The organism is Parasphingorhabdus cellanae (genome assembly GCF_017498565.1).
In the GTDB taxonomy this organism is placed as follows: domain Bacteria; phylum Pseudomonadota; class Alphaproteobacteria; order Sphingomonadales; family Sphingomonadaceae; genus Parasphingorhabdus; species Parasphingorhabdus cellanae.
The window spans coordinates 3,508,715-3,527,853 of sequence record NZ_CP071794.1 but is presented as its reverse complement, the minus strand read 5'-3'; the positions used below and the strand labels follow the sequence as shown (position 1 = coordinate 3,527,853).

General features: G+C 49.3%; 16 protein-coding genes and 1 pseudogene. 8 read left to right on the top strand and 9 right to left on the bottom strand.

All coding sequences use genetic code 11. The annotated features are described in order from the left end of the window. Nucleotides 1-233: 233 nt before the first annotated feature. Nucleotides 234-1,313, bottom strand: coding sequence for an alginate lyase family protein (locus J4G78_RS16965; protein ID WP_207987679.1), 1,080 nt, complete (start codon nucleotides 1,311-1,313; stop codon nucleotides 234-236). Between the two features lie 436 nt (nucleotides 1,314-1,749). Between J4G78_RS16965 and J4G78_RS18305 the strand changes: the two are divergent. Then, a pseudogene (locus J4G78_RS18305) lies at nucleotides 1,750-1,914 on the top strand (4-hydroxy-2-oxovalerate aldolase family protein); the annotation flags it as partial. 233 nt (nucleotides 1,915-2,147) lie between these two features. Here J4G78_RS18305 and J4G78_RS16955 read toward each other — a convergent pair. The 8 genes from J4G78_RS16955 to J4G78_RS16920 form a co-directional block, all read right to left on the bottom strand. Next, a complete protein-coding gene (locus tag J4G78_RS16955; protein ID WP_207987678.1) occupies nucleotides 2,148-2,789 on the bottom strand; it encodes a CoA transferase subunit B in 642 nt (213 codons plus the stop codon). Then, complete coding sequence (locus J4G78_RS16950) at nucleotides 2,786-3,496, bottom strand: CoA transferase subunit A (protein WP_207986759.1); 711 nt, start codon at nucleotides 3,494-3,496, stop codon at nucleotides 2,786-2,788. The genes J4G78_RS16955 and J4G78_RS16950 overlap by 4 nt, the downstream gene beginning before the upstream one ends. Next, entirely contained in the window at nucleotides 3,496-4,506 is a 1,011-nt protein-coding gene (locus J4G78_RS16945; RefSeq protein WP_207987676.1) for a fumarylacetoacetate hydrolase family protein, read from the bottom strand. The genes J4G78_RS16950 and J4G78_RS16945 overlap by 1 nt, the downstream gene beginning before the upstream one ends. Next, on the bottom strand, nucleotides 4,503-5,789 hold the full coding sequence (gene hmgA, locus J4G78_RS16940; protein ID WP_207987675.1) for a homogentisate 1,2-dioxygenase: 1,287 nt from the start codon (nucleotides 5,787-5,789) through the stop codon (nucleotides 4,503-4,505). The genes J4G78_RS16945 and hmgA overlap by 4 nt, the downstream gene beginning before the upstream one ends. Further along, nucleotides 5,786-5,986, bottom strand: a complete 201-nt coding sequence (locus J4G78_RS16935; RefSeq protein WP_207987674.1) for a DUF2783 domain-containing protein — start codon at nucleotides 5,984-5,986, stop codon at nucleotides 5,786-5,788. The genes hmgA and J4G78_RS16935 overlap by 4 nt, the downstream gene beginning before the upstream one ends. Beyond that, complete coding sequence (locus J4G78_RS16930; RefSeq protein ID WP_207987673.1) at nucleotides 5,983-7,584, bottom strand: FAD-dependent oxidoreductase; 1,602 nt, start codon at nucleotides 7,582-7,584, stop codon at nucleotides 5,983-5,985. Before J4G78_RS16930 ends, J4G78_RS16935 begins: the two co-directional genes overlap by 4 nt. Nucleotides 7,585-7,589: 5 nt before the next feature. Then, nucleotides 7,590-8,549 carry an MBL fold metallo-hydrolase gene (locus J4G78_RS16925; protein ID WP_207987672.1) on the bottom strand — a complete coding sequence of 320 codons (960 nt, stop codon included), beginning with the start codon at nucleotides 8,547-8,549 and terminating at the stop codon, nucleotides 7,590-7,592. A gap of 215 nt (nucleotides 8,550-8,764) precedes the next feature. Beyond that, complete coding sequence (locus tag J4G78_RS16920; protein ID WP_207987671.1) at nucleotides 8,765-9,505, bottom strand: helix-turn-helix transcriptional regulator; 741 nt, start codon at nucleotides 9,503-9,505, stop codon at nucleotides 8,765-8,767. Nucleotides 9,506-9,656: 151 nt separating this feature from the next. Here J4G78_RS16920 and maiA point away from each other — a divergent pair, with 151 nt between their 5' ends. From maiA to J4G78_RS16885, 7 genes are all read left to right on the top strand, one after another. Next, nucleotides 9,657-10,307, top strand: a complete 651-nt coding sequence (maiA, locus tag J4G78_RS16915; protein WP_207987670.1) for a maleylacetoacetate isomerase — start codon at nucleotides 9,657-9,659, stop codon at nucleotides 10,305-10,307. Next, complete coding sequence (locus tag J4G78_RS16910) at nucleotides 10,304-10,798, top strand: NAD(P)H-dependent oxidoreductase subunit E (RefSeq protein ID WP_207987669.1); 495 nt, start codon at nucleotides 10,304-10,306, stop codon at nucleotides 10,796-10,798. The genes maiA and J4G78_RS16910 overlap by 4 nt, the downstream gene beginning before the upstream one ends. After that, nucleotides 10,795-12,333, top strand: coding sequence for an NADH-ubiquinone oxidoreductase-F iron-sulfur binding region domain-containing protein (locus J4G78_RS16905; RefSeq protein WP_207987668.1), 1,539 nt, complete (start codon nucleotides 10,795-10,797; stop codon nucleotides 12,331-12,333). Before J4G78_RS16910 ends, J4G78_RS16905 begins: the two co-directional genes overlap by 4 nt. Before the next feature lie 79 nt (nucleotides 12,334-12,412). After that, a complete protein-coding gene (fdhF, locus tag J4G78_RS16900; protein WP_207987667.1) occupies nucleotides 12,413-15,265 on the top strand; it encodes a formate dehydrogenase subunit alpha in 2,853 nt (950 codons plus the stop codon). After that, complete coding sequence (locus J4G78_RS16895; RefSeq protein ID WP_207987666.1) at nucleotides 15,262-15,504, top strand: formate dehydrogenase subunit delta; 243 nt, start codon at nucleotides 15,262-15,264, stop codon at nucleotides 15,502-15,504. Before fdhF ends, J4G78_RS16895 begins: the two co-directional genes overlap by 4 nt. A gap of 1 nt (nucleotide 15,505) precedes the next feature. Beyond that, entirely contained in the window at nucleotides 15,506-16,285 is a 780-nt protein-coding gene (gene fdhD, locus J4G78_RS16890) for a formate dehydrogenase accessory sulfurtransferase FdhD (protein ID WP_207987665.1), read from the top strand. Between the two features lie 641 nt (nucleotides 16,286-16,926). Beyond that, nucleotides 16,927-19,026, top strand: coding sequence for a TonB-dependent siderophore receptor (locus J4G78_RS16885; protein ID WP_207987664.1), 2,100 nt, complete (start codon nucleotides 16,927-16,929; stop codon nucleotides 19,024-19,026). Nucleotides 19,027-19,139: the final 113 nt, after the last annotated feature.

Genomic DNA, 19,139 nt, shown 5'->3' with positions numbered 1-19,139 from the left:
TAGAGTGCCGCAACTCGCTCTGGAGTCGTCGACGGTAACCGGTGTCATTTTTACATAAAAAAATGACACCGGTTACCTTTAGTCTTACCACAAATATTGCCGGTTGCAACCATCGACTAATATTTACAGCTATTGCGGCTCAATTATTTCTCGAATTTCGCTGATTGGCATCTTTTCTGTCGGACTGGCCTGATGTGGGGATGCACTAGAAAAGCAAATGCGTCGAAGCTAGATCATCTCATCCATATCAAGGGATGGCGGAGAGGCCAGTTCCGCCTCACCTCGTAAACCTCGCTTTCAGCAGGCAGGCTCATCGCCAATTCTACCAGATCGCAGCGCTTTTTGGCGAGACCGCCGAGGAGAAGAAACGGGTGCCTTACAGGCCAGTCATCCCAATATTGAATGTCCTTATCGTAGGGCCACTTCGATTTATCCGCGACATAGGGGAAGAGAAAATTTATCCCCAATGCCATCGACCGTCCATTTGGCGTGGTAAACTCCCACAAATTGTCATCTGGCGTGGAAGCGATCTGGGCGATGCCGGCCATCAGATCGATCACGAATAAGGAATAGCCATAAGGCTTGGTCCGCGAAAGTTCCTTTGGAAAACCGCCATTTTCGTCCATCATCGTTGGCAGGTAAACGGTCTTGTATTTTTTCCTGACCAGATGCATCAAGCCCTTATCTCCGGCAAGGTCAGCAAAAGCTGCAACCTGCAGAGACCAGGCAATGGAATGGTTATTATACCAATCGCGCTCTTCGATGCCGTATGGATGGGTATTCATCCACGTTGAATAGTCACCAAACCATTGGCGAATAGCTGTCGCTTCCGTCTCCGGCACTGCATTGCCATCGATCAGCAGCTTTGCGCCTCGCGCGACCTCTACGAGGTGAAGTGTATCAATCAGGCCAATACTCCGACCAGTATGTCGGCCCTTGATCGCTTGCGCATAAAGCAACCGCGGTACCATCTTCGTTTCGGGAGCAACGAACCACGCATTCAAATGTCTTAGTGCCGCATCTGAGTAGGCAGCATTACCCGTTAACTTCCAAGCCGAGACTAGCGTTCCAATATGATCGGCAAGGCGCATCATCGAAAGCCGGTGAGCCACGAAATTATTAGGGTTCGTCTGACCGTCGCGTTGTTCATAGGGTGCATTTGGTTTGCCTGGCACCGGCCACCAATAGTCACCTTCGGAATAGAAATCGTGCTGCCCACCTTCGCTGCGTTCCGATTGATCGGCTGTCACGGTACGCGGCTTAGATGCGAGCATATCGTCGGCCTTTTCCAGTAAGCGCGGTCTTTCGCTCACGGCAATAGAAGCCGGCTCGCAAATACTCATAGAGCCTGGATTTGGGACGGCCAGAGCGGCCTGACTAGCTGTGACTTGAGGAGTACAGCTAGCTATACCTAATCCGCCGACCAGCGCACCTAAGTGGACGAACCTGAGAAAATCAAGCCACGGAAACAATGTTTTATATAACATCTGTGAAGCAACCTCCTGTAACACTTGCCCTAGCGAGAACGGCGAGAGACTGCTCCTGATTGATACCGGTGTCAATAGACGCAAATGACCTGCCCCTTTTTTTCTCTCTCTTTTTGATGATGATTTTACTTTACCAAAGTAAGCACTCGCCGGAGTGACTTTTTGGCTCTCGTGGTAGTATTTGATACTACTTCCGCTGGCGCACCTCGGAAGCATCACAAACTTATGGCAGGTGCTGGAAAAAGAATTATTGATCTAACGGGCTTTTGATCACGGCATAGACACACGACCAATTTTAATTGAAGTGAGAAAACGTGGAATAGTCGGCGGTCAGGAAGACATGATCTTAGATGTTGCGCTCGACATAGTTGTGGCTAAAGAGGCAAAGAAAACCGTTACCTTACGCCGCCTCAATTCTAAATCCTAGTAGCTTCAATATATTTATCAGCTCAAGGTTTGCTCGTTACCAGATGGGTGAATCATCAATACCAAGCGAATAAGCAAAGGTTTGCAAACGGAAGCTAGATAGTGCTTCATCTTCTCCATGAGCAGGCGCGGTTAGCGGCTACATTGCAACTATGTTGCAAAATAGAAAAGTTATTGCACCTGATCGAATATCTAAATTTAATGGCAATGTGTTCCCCGATCAAAAGGATAGCATCACAATTCTATTTCATAGGATGCAGTGGTTTTTGCCGAGACTTCATCTGCGGTCACGTCAGGCGCTAATTCGATCAGTTTGAACGGGCTGTCATGGTCGGGACGGTGAAAAACGGCGAGGTCGGTGATAATCATATCCACGACGTTGGTGCCGGTTAATGGTAATGTGCATTGCGGAATGAACTTGGGGCTGCCGTCTTTCGCGCAGTGGTCCATGACCACGATGATTTTCTTGACGCCTGCAACCAGATCCATGGCACCGCCCATGCCCTTGATCATTTTCCCGGGAATCATCCAGTTGGCGATATCGCCATTTTGGGCCACTTCCATGGCGCCCAATACGGTCAGGTCAATATGCCCGCCGCGGATCATCGCAAAACTATCGGCGCTGCCAAAGTAGCTGGACGAGGGTAATGCGCTGATCGTTTGTTTGCCCGCGTTGATCAGATCGGCATCAATCTCGTCTTCATAAGGAAACGGACCAATGCCCAACATGCCATTCTCGCTTTGCAACGTCACTTCGACACCACCGGGTATGTGATTGGCCACCAGGGTAGGGATGCCAATGCCAAGATTGACATAATAGCCGTCTTGCAGTTCTTGCGCCGCACGCGCGGCCATTTGATTGCGGTCCCAGCTCATGATGCGGTCTCCCGTTCGCGGGTCATGCGAAATTCTATCTTCTTGTCATAGGGTGAGCCGTCAATCAGGCGTTTGACATAGATGCTTGGTAAGTGGATCGCATCGGGGTCCAGCTCGCCAACTTCGACAATTTCCTCGACTTCTGCGACGCATATCTTCCCTGCTGTTGCCATTGGTGCATTGAAATTGCGGGCGGTTTTGCGGAAAATCAAATTGCCCGCCTTGTCTGCCTTCCAGCCTTTTATCAGGCAAAGGTCGGCAAAAATCCCGCGTTCAAGAATATAATCTTCGCCGTCGAAGCTTTTGACTTCCTTGCCGTCTGCCACCTGCGTGCCGACACCCGTCTTGGTATAGAAGCCGGGTATCCCGGCGCCGCCAGCGCGGCAGCGCTCGGCCAAGGTTCCTTGCGGGCAGAATTCCACTTCCAGCTCTCCGGACAAATATTGTCTTTCAAACTCCTTATTCTCGCCGACATAGGATGAGATCATCTTTTTAACTTGCTTGGACCGCAGCAATTTGCCCAAGCCTTCATTATCAATCCCGGCATTGTTGGAGGCAATGGTGAGATCCTTCACCCCGTCTGCCTGAATCGCATCAATCAGCCGCTCCGGTATCCCGCATAATCCAAAACCACCGACGCATAAATGCATGCCATCAAATAACAACCCGTCCAAAGCGGTTGCCGCGTCAGAATAAATCTTCTTCATCAAACCCCCTCAACAGTCTGATCAATTGCTCCGAAAATCGACTGCCCCTCTCTATCTAGCATCTCCACTTTAACCGTATCGCCAGCCACCATAAATGGTGTTTTCGCTTCGCCGTCACGGATCGTTTCAATCATCCGAATTTCTGCAATACATGAATATCCAAGGCCACCTTCATTGACTGGCTTGCCAGCTCCTCCATTTTCATCCTGATTGGATACAGTGCCAGATCCAATGATCGATCCCGCACAAAGGGGCCTTGTTTTTGCAGCGTGGGATACCAATTTCGCCAGCGAGAATGTTGCGTCCGCACCTGCGTTGGCACGGCCGAAAGCTTCTCCATTATAATCGACAATGAGCGGCAAGTGGATGAGATTATCTTTCCATGCGTCGCCGAGTTCATCCGGTGTAACACAGACCGGTGAAAAGGCGCTCGGCGGTTTCGATTGGAAAAACCCGAAGCCTTTGGCCAGTTCACCAGGGATCAAACCGCGCAGAGATACGTCATTCACTAGCATAACCAACTTGATGTGTTTGGCAGCGTCTCTTTCGCTAATACCCGCTGGCACATCGTCGGTAATAACAGCAACCTCGCCTTCCATATCACAGCCCCATTTCGGGTCTCCCAGCGGGATCGGATCCCGCGGCGCAAGGAAAGCATCACTGCCTCCTTGATACATTAAAGGATCGTTGTAAAAGCTCTCCGGCACCTCGGCCCCGCGTGCTTTGCGAACTAATTCTACGTGATTAATATAGGCACTGCCATCGGCCCATTGATAAGCGCGTGGCAAAGGGGAATGAGCATCATGCTCGTGAAAGCGCTCACAGGGGACTACCTGATGCTCAACATCCCGATATAGCGCTGCGAGTTTTGGGGCGCACTGCGCCCAGTCATCCAGCGCAGCTTGCAACGTCGGCGCGATATTGTCCGCACTGCAATAGCGGGTCAAATCTTTAGACACGACAACCAATTGGCCGTCGCGGGTGTTGTTTTTAAGCGTCGCAAGTTTCATGGGAGTTCAGCTTTCGGGAAGTTCTTCCAGCAATCATCATAATCATTTTGTAACAACGGGGTGTCCAGCGCCCATTCGGTCGGCTGTATCGGAAAGCAGCTTTCAAACATGAATGCCATAGTGCCATCAATTTTTTGGGGTGCTAGCTCTGCAGCCATAGCCTTATTTGTCGACTCCAGATCAGGGCCGTGCGCGTTCATGCAATTGTGCAAACTGGATCCACCTGGTTCAAATCCGCCTGCTTTTGCGTCATAAGCACCATGGATAAGTCCCATATATTCGCTCATCACATTTCGGTGGAACCAGGGTGGACGGAACGTATCTTCACCGACCAGCCAACGTGGAGGGAAGATGACAAAGTCGCAATTGGCGGTTCCCGGCGCTGTCGTTTGCGAAGTCAGTACCGTGAAAATGCTAGGATCCGGATGATCATAACTGATCGTACCAATCGTATTAAACCGGTTCAGGTCATAGCGGTAGGGTGCATTGTTGCCGTGCCAAGCTATTGCATCGAGTGGGCTATGGTCGAGTTGAGTACTCCAGAGCTTGCCGCTAAATTTTTGGATCAGTTCGGTGGGACGCTCAACGTCCTCAAACGCCGCAATGGGGGTTTCAAAGTCTCTGGCATTTGCCAGACCATTGGATCCAATCGGCCCAAGATCAGGAAGTGCGAAAGGCGCACCATAGTTCTCGCAGATATAGCCGCGTGCTTGATCTTCTTTCAGTTCTACACGAAATTTCAATCCGCGCGGCACAACCGCGATATGATTGGGCGGAACCTCCAGCCGTCCCATTTCGGTGACCAAGGTGATAGTACCTGCCTGCGGCACGAAGAGAAGCTCGCCATCGGCACAAAAGAATATGCGATCTTTCATCGATATATTGGCTGCATAAAGATGGATAGCAAAACCGCTTAGTCCGTTAACGCTGCCATTCCCTGCGATCGTTCGTAAACCATCCACCCAATCGATTGGCGTTTTTGGAAACGGGAGAGCGTTCCAGCGCAATCGATTGGGTGGGAAAGTTACGTCGGATTGAAATCCTGACGTCACTTTATCATGACCAAAGGGTTTGAAAATTCCGTGCTGCGCGGAAGGCCGCATCCTGTAAAACCAGCTGCGCCGATTTTGATCGCGCGGAGCTGTAAATGCCGTACCGGAGAACTGCTCTGCATAAAGGCCGTAAGCTGGTCTTTGGGGGCTGTTTCTACCTTTGGGAAGAGCGCCCGTCACCGCCTCACTGGCAAATTCGTTGCCAAAACCAGACAAATAATTTTCGGTCATTCTTGAGCTCCCGCTCCGGCGATCGCGATGGCTTCGGCGATTACTTGTTGATCTCCAATATGATTGGCGAGCGCCAAGATCAGCTTGGCATTCACCTTCATACTATCGTGCTCATCACGTCCGGCATGCAGATCAATCAGCATCTGATAAATGCCATCTGGATCACCGAGATTTGGCTTTGTCTTGAGGTTGCTCATCGACAGCCTCCTTTCGCTTTATTGAGAGCCTTCACGACTTGAGCAGCGGACGGGTTTTGCCAGCGGGCGGCAACATACTGGTCTGGCCGAATGAGATAAGCTCCGCCTTTTTCCAAATCGTAACGCTGTTCCGCTAGGCCATCAACGGACGACAAACTGTCCAAATCAATTGTTTTCAGTCCTTCAATATCAATCGTATCCCCTGCGGTTAACAGGACAAAATGGCCATCAAAATGGTCAAACAACCAGCCATCGGAAAGTGGAGCGTCCAGCGCTGGATGGCCCGGCGCAATCCCGCTGGTCCAAACGTCGGTGTTAGGTGTGTTCAACACGGTTTCCGGATAAGCGACCGCAGTGGACAATCGCCCGCTGTTAACAAATGGCCGGGCAAATTCATTATATTTGGCCAATTCCAAAACAGCATCGCGAAATGCTGTGCTTAGGGCGCTTTTCGGCGTCATAAAATCTGTCGAACGGGTGGAATTGAGGATATTCTCATCAGCCGTAACCACGGCCTCATAATTATAGCTTGCGATCAGCGATTTTCGGGTTGGGTCGTCCAATACAGCATCCAGCTTCCAAGCTAAATTGTCGGCGTCTGCCACCCCCCCATTGCACCCGCGCGCACCGAAAGGAGATACTAGATGCGCGCTATCGCCAGCAAATATGACCCGGCCGTGGACAAAATCCTTCATCCGGCGACATTGGAATGTATAAACACTATACCATTCTTCGCTAAATTCGACGCCGTCACCCAGCATCCCGCGAACCAAAGGCTCTACATTTTCTGGCTTTGTGCAAGCGTCCCGGTCAATATCCCAGCCTAGTTGAAAGTCTAGTCGCCACACATCGTCGGGCTGTTTATGTAATAACGCAGATTGGCCGCGATTGAACGGCGGATCAAACCAGAACCAACGCTCACTTGGTCGTTGCTGTTTGAATTTCACATCGGCAATTAGGAAATTATCTTCAAAAACCCGACCTTCGAAATCAAGTCCTAACATTTCCCGTATGGGCGACCGGCTGCCATCGCAAGCGACCACCCATTGCGCATCTATAGCATAGCTTTCATTACCTGAACGCACTGAGATTTCCGCTCCATCATCCCGCGCATTCAAGCCCACCGCTTCATGTCCCCACCGCAGATCGACATTGTCGAGCTTATTGACCGCCTCGATCAATATTTCTTCTGCATGATATTGCTGCAAGTTGATAAAACCAGGATTTTTCTGACCTTTAACCGGAAGCATATCGAACTGATAAAGCGGCTCAGCATCATCGCCGCAGAACACTTTGCCGACATTCCAGATCACGCCCTTTTCAATCATTTTCTCGGCAACGCCAAGTCGATCCCAGATATCAAGAGTCCGCTTGGCAAAACAAATAGCCTTCGAACCAGCCGCCACGAAATTGAGACGATTGAGTATAATCACCTTGCGGCCTTTCAGGCCGAGGTCCAGCGCAAGCGTTAGTCCAACTGGGCCACCACCGACGATCATAACTTCGCTATGCTCGGTGCTCTGATTATCGAATTTGCTCCGGTCAACAGGTGTTGTACCGACCTCCCGCCAGACCGGTATATCAGGAATATTCGCCATCGCGCTTATCCTTGCAGCTGATCCCAGACTTCGCGATCACGTTCCATCGTCCAGATGCGTGGCCAGTCAATACCATCCAATTCATCCCAAAGACGTTGGACGTTGAATGGCAGGCAATGTTCGAAGATCGGCCAATGCCCAAATTTAGGACCCAGCGCCTTGTGCGTTGCTTCGAATGCATCCTTCAATGTGCCGCCCGCCTTGTGCGCCGCACCGACATTGTCGATCATGCCTTGGAGAAATTCCCGTGTCTGTTCGACTGCAGCATCGCAGGCGTCATTGCCACGAGCGACTGCGCCTCTGCCGCCGACCAACTTTTCAGCACGGAATGCTTTTACCGCATCTAACGTACCACTGGCCCAGTCCATATGGAATGCATCGCCTGTGTAAAGCGCTGCCTGGGCCTCCACCAGATCACCAGCGAACAACGTTTTGGACTTGTCATGCCATACTGCTATGTCGCCGGCCGTATGGCCCCGCCCGCAGAATTGCAGGTCGAGATGCCCGCGGTCGCCGCCCAGCTCTATGGTCATATGATCGTTGAAGGTCAGGTTTGGTTTGGTCAGTCCGGGAATTTCTTCCGGCTCTTTGAACAGACGCGGCATACGGCCAAATTCACTATCCCAATCCTGCATACCGCGTTCGTTGATTAGCTTCAGCGTCGTGTCAGATGTTATGATTGTCTCCGCATCAAAGGCACTGGCTCCCAATACCCGTACGGCATGGTAGTGGGTGAGTACTAAATATTTGACCGGCTTGTCTGTATGCTCGCGCAGTTTTGTCAGCCAGTCCCTCGCTGCCGCAGGGGTTGCGCGCGCTTCTATGCAGACCAAAAAATCTTCACCTTCGATTGCACCCACATTGGGATCGCCTTCTGCGGTCAGGGCGTAAACACCGTCAGCTAAAACCTCCAATGTTTCGGTTTTCTCTTCCATGTCCGCCGATGATGCAAAAGGCTTCGCCATAAAATATCTCCTACTAGGGTCAAAAAAGTTCAGACAGCAAAGTCACACGCAAACTGAATTCATATACTTATCGCCGAACAAGAAATGCTTGTTGTCTATAAAGGTATATACAAAGCTATGATTATGCGCTGGCGTACTTGATATCAATTGGCTATCGGACAGCACGATCAACCTGGAACATATTGAAAATATTAGATTTTTTTGATGTGGGGACTTCAGCTGATCAGCAAAGGCAAAAAATCATTGCATGATTTGAAAGCAAATCGCTGGTAGGCCCTTTGACGGTAGGTAAGCACCGTTCCGCTTCCAATTCCAAGCTCTGCAGCGATAGAGCTGGCAGTTTCGCCAGCTAGCGTGCGCGCGCAGACTTGCCTTTCCCTTGTTGTCAATTCAGGAAAACTGCGCAACATCCGCCTTTCAATTGTGGCAACGATATCATCTTGCCTAGCTGGAACATGGAAACGGACCATCGTAGCAAGAGTGAGATTTGCAAGGCTTGCCAATTTGGTTAGCGCTGCCTGATCGCTATTATCTTTGCGATAAAAGCTCAGCACGAGCATATACGCTTTCCCACGCCATCCGAAACTCAGTTTTTCGGTAAAGCCTGGTTGGTCGAAACACTTCTTTCGATAATCGTAAGGAATTACGTTTGCCAACCCTATCTGCTTCGCAAAGCTTTGACCCACACCAATTTTACTCAACTCGTGCAGTGCATAGTCGTGCCGATAATGGCGGCTTAAATAGCTTTCAACACGCTTTTCTGCACCACCTAAAAAACTTGTAGACACGATAGGCTCAGGAGGACCGTCGTTCTTGACCAGGTAGCCGAATAACTCGTCAACATTACTAATTGAGCTTGCGATTTCCAAGAGCATCGGGCCAAAATTTTCGCTACCGACTGCTTCAATAAGCAAGGCCCCCTTTTCTGCATCGAGCGGTTCAAAAATTTGATTCAAGACAAAACCCCACATAGTTACGTATGTATATCTATAGACAAGGTAATTTGTTCAGTCGAATAATATCGGCATTGTCGCTTGTAGACCGGGCTGTCAAATTTGATGCGTGGTGCAATCGATCAATTGAAGTTTTAAACCTTGAGGCTCACCGATGAAATTATACGGCTATTGGCGTTCTTCGACCAGCTACAGGGTCCGCATAGCACTGAAACTTAAATCTGTGGACGTTGAATATATTCCCGTAAATCTTAAATCGGGAGAGCAGTTGAGCGATGAATATTCAGAGATTAACGTACAGCAATCAGTACCCGTGCTTGAGCTCAATAATGGCAATCGACTTACTCAGTCTGGAGCAATATTGAATTATCTTGAAACCGAGTATCCTGCAGTTAGCTTGCTACCCGCCGACCCTAAAAGAAGGGCGTTATGTCATAGCTTTGCAGAAATTATCGCAACCGAAATTCATCCTTTTCAAAACCCTCGTGTGATCAATTTCATCAGATCTGAATTTGGCGCAAAAGAACGCAATATCGAGAATTGGATACACCATTGGATGTCAAGAAGCCTGACCGTACTAGAATCCATCGCACAAAAATCCGCACACCGTTTTTTTCTAAGTGATACGCCAGGCTTGGCAGAGTGCTACCTTATTCCTCATATGTACAGCGCGCGCCGCTTCAAAGTCGATTTATCTCCTTATAAACAATTGCAATATTTAGATGATCAGTGTTCTCAAATTTCGGTATTTCAGGATGCAATGCCGGAACGGCAAAGAGATGCGCCCTGGGAGGCGCAGGCATGAAAGGGAAAAAAGAATCCAAAACAGTAGTTCAGGAAGCGTGGATTAAGGAACTTGTTCTGAAAAATCCTGCAAAATACCTCTTGATCGACGACATAGTGTCTAAACATAAAAATATGGAAGGCTCTTTGCTTCCCATCCTTCATGATATCCAGTTTGAATTCGGCTGCGTCGAAGATGAAACCAAACGCTATCTTGCCAATGTGCTAAACCTTACCCGGGCCGAAATTCAAGGTATCGTCAGTTTCTACCATGATTTTGCAAATGCCCCTTCGCCTCTACCTATAATCAAACTTTGCGGAGCAGAAGCTTGTCAGGCACGCGGGTATAGAAAGTTACGAGACGAAATCGGCGTGGTTGCCAACGGAAGATGTCAAATCGAAACCGTATATTGTTTGGGTTTATGCAGCGCAGGGCCAAGTGCAATGATTGGTAGTGATGTCCATGCTCAGCTGAATACCGAGAAACTTCGCCACCTAATCGAAGCCTTATGACCAGAAAAATTTCTATTTCCGATGATGCGTTGGCCATTGCATGTGGCGCAAATAAGGTTGCGGAGGCTTTTAGAAAATTGGTTCCCGATGCTGAAATTATTCGCACTTCAAGCTGGGGCATGCACTGGTTGGAGCCATTGGTAGAGATTGATGGTCAGGGCTTTGGTCCTGTATCAATACGCGATGTAGAGGCCGTCATCTCCGGCACTTCTGACTTGTCCATCGGACATATCGAAGAACATCCCTTCCTGACCAAACAAAACCGACTAACCTTCGCTCGTGCCGGTAAGACGCAGCCATTAAGTCTGGATGACTATGAAGCGATGGACGGCTGGATGGGCTATAGAGCAGCGCGCAAACTTGGCTCAGACATCATTATAGAGATGATATTGGAATCCGGTCTTCGTGGCCGCGGCGGAGCAGGCTTTCCCGCTGGTATTAAATGGCGAACCGTGGCTGATACGCCAGGAGCGCAAAAATACATCGTTTGTAACGCCGATGAAGGCGATAGCGGCACTTTTGCCGACCGGATGCTAATGGAGGGCGATCCGTATTGTTTGATCGAAGGAATGGCCATTGCGGGCCTTGCAGTCGGTGCAGACAAGGGATTTATATATGTGCGCAGTGAGTATCCGCACGCTATTGCGAAATTACGCACCGCCATCGCGCACTGCGCCAACATTGTAGCACCTTTTGACATAGAGGTTCGGGTAGGCGCTGGAGTGTATGTTTGTGGTGAAGAAACGTCCCTACTGGAAAGTCTGGAAGGAAAACGCGGAGAGGTACGGGCCAAACCGCCGCTTCCGGCGATAAAAGGCCTATTTGGTCGGCCAACTGTCGTGAACAATGTTCTGACTTTAGCAGCCGTTCCATATATATTAGCACATGGTGCAAGAGCCTATGCTGATTATGGCATGGGTCGCTCTCGCGGCACAATGCCAATACAGCTTGCAGGAAACATCAAACATGGCGGGCTGTTTGAAACAGCTTTCGGAATTTCTCTAGGGGAGCTTGTAAATGATATTGGTGGCGGTACGGCGAGCGGAAAGCCGATAAAAGCCGTTCAAGCTGGCGGCCCTCTAGGGGCGTATCATCCGCCTGCACAATTCGATCTCCCGTTTGACTACGAAAGTTTTACTAAGGCTGGAGGCTTAATCGGGCACGGCGGCATTGTCGTGTTTGATGATAGTGCAGATATGATGGCACAAGCACGCTTTGCGATGGAATTTTGCGCTGCGGAAAGCTGCGGTAAATGTACGCCCTGCCGTCTTGGTTCGATACGCGGGCTGGAGATATTCGACCGGATGGCCAAAGACGCAGATCTTAAAGCTAAACACAGGACAGACCCAGTTGCCGCATTACCGCAAATGCATAACGCGCCGAAAGATCGTGCCCGAACTATTTCATCCGATTTACAGCTGATCAGAGATTTATGCGATACTATGGAATATGGCTCTTTATGCGCACTGGGCGGATTCACCCCCTATCCCGTGATGAGCGCGATCAAAAACTGGCCGGAAGATTTTGGCGGATGAAAATTTCTGGTACAATAGCGAGACCCCGCAGGAGATATAAAATATTGCCAGTTTTTAGTGCAGAGGAAGAACAAGCATCATGACTTATCAAGCACAGAAGGATCTCGGCACACCTAAGAGCATAGCACAGGACACCGTCTCTTTATCCATCGATGGCCGCTTAATAGCTGTTCCGGCGGGGACCAGCGTGATGCGCGCAGCTGCCGAAACTAACACGAATATTCCCAAATTATGTGCAACCGATAATCTTGAGAGCTTCGGATCTTGCCGCCTGTGCCTAGTCGAGATTGAGGGTCGTAAAGGCACACCGGCCAGCTGCACAACTCCAGTTGAAGAGGGCATGGTTGTAAAAACGCAGACGCCCAAACTACAGAAGCTTCGCAAAGGTATAATGGAACTTTATATCTCTGATCACCCGTTGGATTGCCTAACATGCAGCGCGAATAATGATTGCGAACTTCAGGATCAGGCAGCAAATGTCGGCTTACGCGATGTGCGCTACGGCTATGAAGGAGCAAATCATCTCGGGGAGAGCAAGGATAGTTCCAACCCCTATTTCGATTTTGATCCTTCAAAATGCATAGCTTGTTCACGTTGCGTCCGCGCTTGTGACGAGGTTCAAGGTACTTTTGCTCTGACAATGGATGGCCGCGGTTTTGCTTCAAAGATATCAGCCGGACTTCCAGACGATAATTTCCTTTCATCCGAATGCGTTTCATGCGGGGCATGCGTTGATGCGTGTCCAACTGCAACACTTCAGGAGAAATCAGTAGCCGAAATCGGTTTGCCCGACCGGACCGAGATAACCACCTGCGCCTATTGCGGCGTCGGCTGCACGTTTCGCGCGGAAATGCGCGGCGAACAATTGGTCAGAATGGTTCCGTGGAAAGACGGCAAAGCAAATCGAGGCCATAGCTGCGTCAAAGGCCGATTTGCATGGGGTTACGCCAATCATAAAGACAGGATTACCCAGCCGATGATCCGGCGTAATATCGACGAACCGTGGAAGGAAGTAAGCTGGGATGAGGCGCTCAGCTATGCGGCGAATGAGATCAAACGCATACAGAGTGAATATGGACGTAACAGTGTTGGGGGCATTACATCGTCGCGTTGCACCAATGAAGAGACATTTCTCATCCAAAAACTCATCCGAGCCGGCTTTGGTAACAATAACGTCGATACCTGCGCGCGCGTATGCCATTCTCCGACGGGCTATGGGCTAGCAAAGACCTTTGGTACCAGTGCTGGCACGCAGGATTTTGACAGCGTTGAACAGAGCGATGTCATCATGGTCATCGGCGCAAATCCTACAGATGGGCATCCGGTTTTTGCATCACGTATGAAAAGGCGATTACGCGGTATCGATAACAGGCCGCCTGCCAAGCTGATTGTCATTGATCCGCGCCGTATTGATCTTGTGAAAAGCCCGCATATCGAAGCAGAATATCATCTGCCTTTGCAGCCCGGTACAAATGTCGCAGTACTCACCGCCATGGCACATGTCATTGTAACCGAAGGGTTGGCGGACGAAGAATTTATTCGCGAACGTTGTGACTGGGATGAATATATGGAGTGGGCGGCATTCGTATCGGACGACCGCCACGCGCCCGAAAATCTCGAACCGGTTACCAAGGTGATTGCCAAAGATTTGCGTGAAGCCGCACGATTATTCGCTACCGGCAACAACAGCGCAATTTACTATGGTCTTGGGGTCACAGAGCATAGCCAGGGGAGCTCTACCGTCATGGCAATTGCCAATCTGGCCATGGCTACGGGAAATATTGGCCGAGAGGGCGTCGGCGTAAATCCCTTGCGCGGGCAGAATAATGTCCAAGGCGCCTGCGATATGGGAAGTTTTCCGCATGAGCTATCCGGTTATCGGCATGTTTCAGATGCAAGCGCCCGCGCGTTGTTTGAAGCTGATTGGGGCGTGGCAATAGACCCAGAACCCGGCCTACGCATCCCTAATATGCTCGACGCCGCTGTCGATGGAGAGTTTAAGGCGCTCTACGTACAGGGTGAGGATATTTTGCAGTCAGATCCGAATACGAAACATGTCTCTGCAGGCCTTGCAGCAATGGAATGTGTAATAGTGCATGATCTGTTTCTCAATGAAACGGCCAATTACGCTCATGTCTTTCTACCTGGGTCTACCTTTTTAGAAAAAGACGGCACATTTACGAACGCAGAACGGCGGATCCAACTCGTTAACAAAGTTATGACGCCGATTAGTGGTATGGAAGATTGGGAGGTTACCCAAGCCTTGGCCAATGCCATGGGATTAGAATGGGATTACCGTCACCCATCTGAAATCATGGACGAGATTGCCCGCCTAACCCCAACATTTGCCGGTGTTAACTTTGATAAGCTACGTGAAGAAGGGTCGCTGCAATGGCCGGTAAATGATGGCGCGCCAGACGGATCGCCTGTGATGCATGTAGATAGCTTTGTGCGTGGCAAAGGCCGGTTCGTCGTGGCAGATTATGTGCCGACAGATGAAAAAACCGGCCCGCGTTTTCCGTTGTTACTGACTACAGGGCGTATATTGTCCCATTATAACGTGGGCGCGCAAACCCGACGAACAAAAAATACTGTTTGGCATAAAGAGGACGTCTTGGAGATGCATCCGTCTGATGCTGAAAATAGGGGTCTGCACGATGGTGACTGGACAAAGTTGTCCAGCCGGTCCGGTGAAACGACATTAAAGATTCAGATTACTGACCGGGTCGCACCGGGCGTAGTATATACCACTTTTCATCATCCTGCGACCCAGGCCAACGTGGTTACAACCGAGCATAGTGATTGGGCCACCAATTGTCCGGAATATAAAGTGACGGCCGTTCAAGTCTCGGCCTCTAACGGCCCGACGGAATGGCAAGAAGCCTATGAAGAGCTATCAGACCAATCACGCCGGATAGATGCCTCTACATGAACAGTCTCAAACATCTTGTACGTATGGCCGAACAGATTGCGCGTAACTATGGTCACATGCAAGACACAGATGCCGCCGCCGCAACAGCAGATCATATCCTAAGATATTGGGATCCGCGCATGAAGCTACGTATCATCAAGTATATTGCAGATGAGAGAGCAGCTATTTCAGAAGTATCAAGATCCGCTATTGAAACTGTAGATAAACAGTCGCTGCTACCAACTAAGCGACCAGAATAGTATGACACAATTGACAAGGAGCAAAGCGCAACGTTTTATACCTAGCTCTAATCTGCCGGAGCTGATCGACAGAGATATCGCCGTCGAGGAACCTGTATCGATAGAATTTAACGGCATTGGTTATGCCGTTATGATGGCGACACCGTCAGACCTACAAGACTTCATTATTGGCTTCGCTATTAATGAGCGACTTATTGATCATAAAGACCAGCTTGGCTCTATAGATATTGTCAAACTTGATAAGGGTACGATATTGAGAGCCAATCTCATTGGTGAAAAAGCAGATATTATCTTTGAGCGTGCCCGAACACGCGTTGCAGAAAGTAGCTGCGGGCTATGCGGTTTAGAAAATTTAGAGCTTGTGGCTCAAAAACTGCCAAAAGTGGTTTCGCATCAATTCGTGGAATACAATAGTATATTCCGTGCCCTACAAAACCTGCACAATCACCAACCAATTAACGATGCCACCGGCGGAGTACACGCTGCCGCCTGGGTTGATAGACAAGGGAATATTGGATTGGTGCGCGAAGACGTTGGTCGCCACAATGCTTTGGACAAACTTGTAGGAAGAGCCACAATTGAGGGAATAGACCTCTCCATCGGATTCATACTAACCACGTCCCGGTGCAGTTACGAAATTGTCGAGAAAACGGCGATCGCAGGTGGCACTACATTAGTGACCATATCTGTTCCCACTAGTTTTGCGATAGAGCGTGCGCGCTCTTGCGGTCTTTCACTAGTTTCATTGGCACGGCCGGATAGTCTCTTGCAATTTAATTGACGCACTTTCTTACCAAATTTTATATCGGCTTTTACAATAAGTCTGCTTCAATCAAAAAACGGAACGCGCAAGCGACATCCTAAGGAAACAATACTAAACCATCACCCTCATGAAAATTTTGCGTACATCTTTGGCCGCTCATCGGCATGCTGCGATCGCACTGTTTTTCATAACGTTGTTTATGAAAGCGTTAGTGCCCAACGGCTATATGTTCGCACAATCTGATGAACTGACGATAACGGTCAGTATTTGTAACGGAACGCTTTCCAATAAACAGGTGATTTCCATACCATTGGAGAACGGAACGGGTAGTGAAAACGGTCATAGTGAGACCGATAGTGACAATATACCGTGTGCATTTGGGGCTGTGTCGCACACACCCTTGGATAATAACGCTGCAGCTAACTTAGCCACTGAAAGTTTGAGAATCGTCGCGCGCAATAATTTGTTAGGCGCGGAAAACCCTGTAAATTCAGTATCACGATATTTTCTACCGCCTTCGCACGGGCCTCCTGATTTGTCCGCATAATTTAATCATTCGGCACCGTCTAATCCAATGATTTTGGAAATACGGATGCTGAAACGGACATACAAGCCGCGCTTCCCACGCTGGTAAGCTGGGCGTCACAGGACTTCTCTTTATGAATTATAAGACTCTCATGCTGGCACCTATGCCAGTATTTTTCGCTATACCTGCTCAAGCGATGGATGGTGAAGCTGGTGAAAAGACGATAATTGTCACAGCACAACGATCTAACGCGGATGAGATAAATAGCGCCACAAAATTAGACACACCACTGATTGAAACCCCACAGGCCATTTCAATAGTCGATGAGGATTTTATAGATGCCATTAACGCGCGTACAGTAGCAGAATCACTGAACTACACATCCGGCGTGCGCTCACAGGCATTTGGCAGCGATACACGGATTGAATATTATCAACTACGCGGCTTTAACAATTCCAGCTTTTTCAAAGATGGACTGGTTCTTTACAACAGTGGGGCGTTTTTCTCATGGACTACCCCACCTGAAGGGATCGGGCGTCTCGAAGTTTTGAAAGGCCCATCCTCAGTTTTATATGGCAGCAGCAATGCCGGCGGATTGGTGAATATTGTAAGCAAGGCCCCTGACCGAGAAAATAGCGCGTCATTGGAATTGGGCGGGGATGAATATGGTACCTTTTATGGCTCCACAGATATGAGTGTCACAATATCCGATACAGTCTCAATAAGAAGCGTAGGTCTTATTCGTAGAGGCCAAACTCAAGTGCAACTTGCGAAAGATGATCGTTCTTACATCAGCGCTTCGGCTAACTGGTCTCCGGATCAACTAACATCCTTCACCTTACGTACAAGCTATACCGGTGACCGCTCCAACCGGCCAACGGGTTTTATTCCATATTCCGGATCAGTAACACCGCTATCAGATGGAAGACGTATTCCTCTGGATCTGTTTATAAGTGATCCGCGCGCAGACCGTTATGACCGCGACCAGTATGAAATTGGTTATAGTTTTGAACGGGAGCTCGACCAAAATCTGAAAATTATTTCCCATGGCAGATATGCCAAGCTTAACTTGGTTTACGCTGGGCTGTTCGGATCTTTTCGGGGTAATCCAGAAGAACGTGACGGTCAGTTTTTTCTGAACCGTGGTAATTCCTCTCTGGAAGGTAGTCTGAATAACATCGCAATCGACACCCAGCTTATTGCGCGGTTTGATACTGGGCCATTTAATCATGCGCTGCTCGTGGGGATTGACTACAGCCGATCAGACTTGGAAAGTTCGCGTGCATTTGGCAGTGCACCAGCGCTGAATATTTTTGCCCCTGACTATACCCTGCCGTTACCGCCCCTGGCTTCCCGCAGCACCACTCTACAATCAGTGGATCAGACAGGCCTGTATATCCAGAACCAGATTAAGACAGGAAATTTTTCGCTAATTGTGTCGGGACGGCACGACTATGTCAACATAGAGACCAACGAAAACCGAGGAAATATAACTAGAGGTGCTCCAGAAAAGACGAGTTATCGTGTTGGTTTAGTCTATGTCAGCGACAGTGGCTTTGCACCTTATATCAACTACGCCACCTCCTTCACCCCTCTTATAGGAACTGATCTGTCGACCGGAAATTTCTATCAACCTGAAACTGGCCGGCAGTATGAGCTGGGCCTGCGTTACCAACCTGAAAATCAGCCATTTGCCCTATCAGCCTCTCTATTTGATATCGAACGTGATGGGGTTCTGGTATCCGACCCCGTTCCTGGCTCGCCATTCAATCAATCGCAAGGCGGGCGACAACGTTCGCGTGGCGGGGAAGTTGAAGTTCAGATGCAGGCATTTCAGGGGTTTAACCTGCGAGCGTCAGCTACTGCATTTGATTTGGTCATACGCGATGGTACCGAGGGGGAGATTGGCCGTACTCCAGCAGCTACACCGCAAATTACGGCCGCAGCCTATGCGGAATATATGTTCTTTAGAAGCCAGTTTCCCGGCGGTTTCAGGTTGGGTGCCGGTGCCCGTTACACTGGCAACAGTTACGCCGACACAGCGAACACGCTAAAGTTGAACGATGCCTTGATTTTTGATCTGTCGCTAGGATATGAAATTGGGGCTCTTCAAGTAGCTGTGAATATATCCAACCTTTTTAACAAGAGATATTTTGCTGCCTGCCCTTCTGCAAATACTTGTTATTCCGGTAACTTTCGGCGTGCGACTTTCAGCCTCAACTTTCGTATATGAATGGTCCGGTGAGGAATATTCGGCATCCCATAGAAACGTATCGTCCCGAGCGAATCTGATCATCAGTCACAATTATCGTCTTTTCAAGCAAGACATAGTTGCGCATAACGCAA

What these genes read in the sequence shown, in the direction of transcription:
- J4G78_RS16955 (WP_207987678.1), bottom strand. Translation starts at nt 2,789, where the DNA reads ATGAGCTGGGACCGCAATCAAATGGCCGCGCGTGCGGCGCAAGAACTG.
- J4G78_RS16950 (WP_207986759.1), bottom strand. Translation starts at nt 3,496, where the DNA reads ATGAAGAAGATTTATTCTGACGCGGCAACCGCTTTGGACGGGTTGTTA.
- J4G78_RS16945 (WP_207987676.1), bottom strand. Translation starts at nt 4,506, where the DNA reads ATGAAACTTGCGACGCTTAAAAACAACACCCGCGACGGCCAATTGGTT.
- hmgA (WP_207987675.1), bottom strand. Translation starts at nt 5,789, where the DNA reads ATGACCGAAAATTATTTGTCTGGTTTTGGCAACGAATTTGCCAGTGAG.
- J4G78_RS16935 (WP_207987674.1), bottom strand. Translation starts at nt 5,986, where the DNA reads ATGAGCAACCTCAAGACAAAGCCAAATCTCGGTGATCCAGATGGCATT.
- J4G78_RS16930 (WP_207987673.1), bottom strand. Translation starts at nt 7,584, where the DNA reads ATGGCGAATATTCCTGATATACCGGTCTGGCGGGAGGTCGGTACAACA.
- J4G78_RS16925 (WP_207987672.1), bottom strand. Translation starts at nt 8,549, where the DNA reads ATGGCGAAGCCTTTTGCATCATCGGCGGACATGGAAGAGAAAACCGAA.
- maiA (WP_207987670.1), top strand. Translation starts at nt 9,657, where the DNA reads ATGAAATTATACGGCTATTGGCGTTCTTCGACCAGCTACAGGGTCCGC.
- J4G78_RS16910 (WP_207987669.1), top strand. Translation starts at nt 10,304, where the DNA reads ATGAAAGGGAAAAAAGAATCCAAAACAGTAGTTCAGGAAGCGTGGATT.
- J4G78_RS16905 (WP_207987668.1), top strand. Translation starts at nt 10,795, where the DNA reads ATGACCAGAAAAATTTCTATTTCCGATGATGCGTTGGCCATTGCATGT.
- fdhF (WP_207987667.1), top strand. Translation starts at nt 12,413, where the DNA reads ATGACTTATCAAGCACAGAAGGATCTCGGCACACCTAAGAGCATAGCA.
- J4G78_RS16895 (WP_207987666.1), top strand. Translation starts at nt 15,262, where the DNA reads ATGAACAGTCTCAAACATCTTGTACGTATGGCCGAACAGATTGCGCGT.
- fdhD (WP_207987665.1), top strand. Translation starts at nt 15,506, where the DNA reads ATGACACAATTGACAAGGAGCAAAGCGCAACGTTTTATACCTAGCTCT.
- J4G78_RS16885 (WP_207987664.1), top strand. Translation starts at nt 16,927, where the DNA reads ATGAATTATAAGACTCTCATGCTGGCACCTATGCCAGTATTTTTCGCT.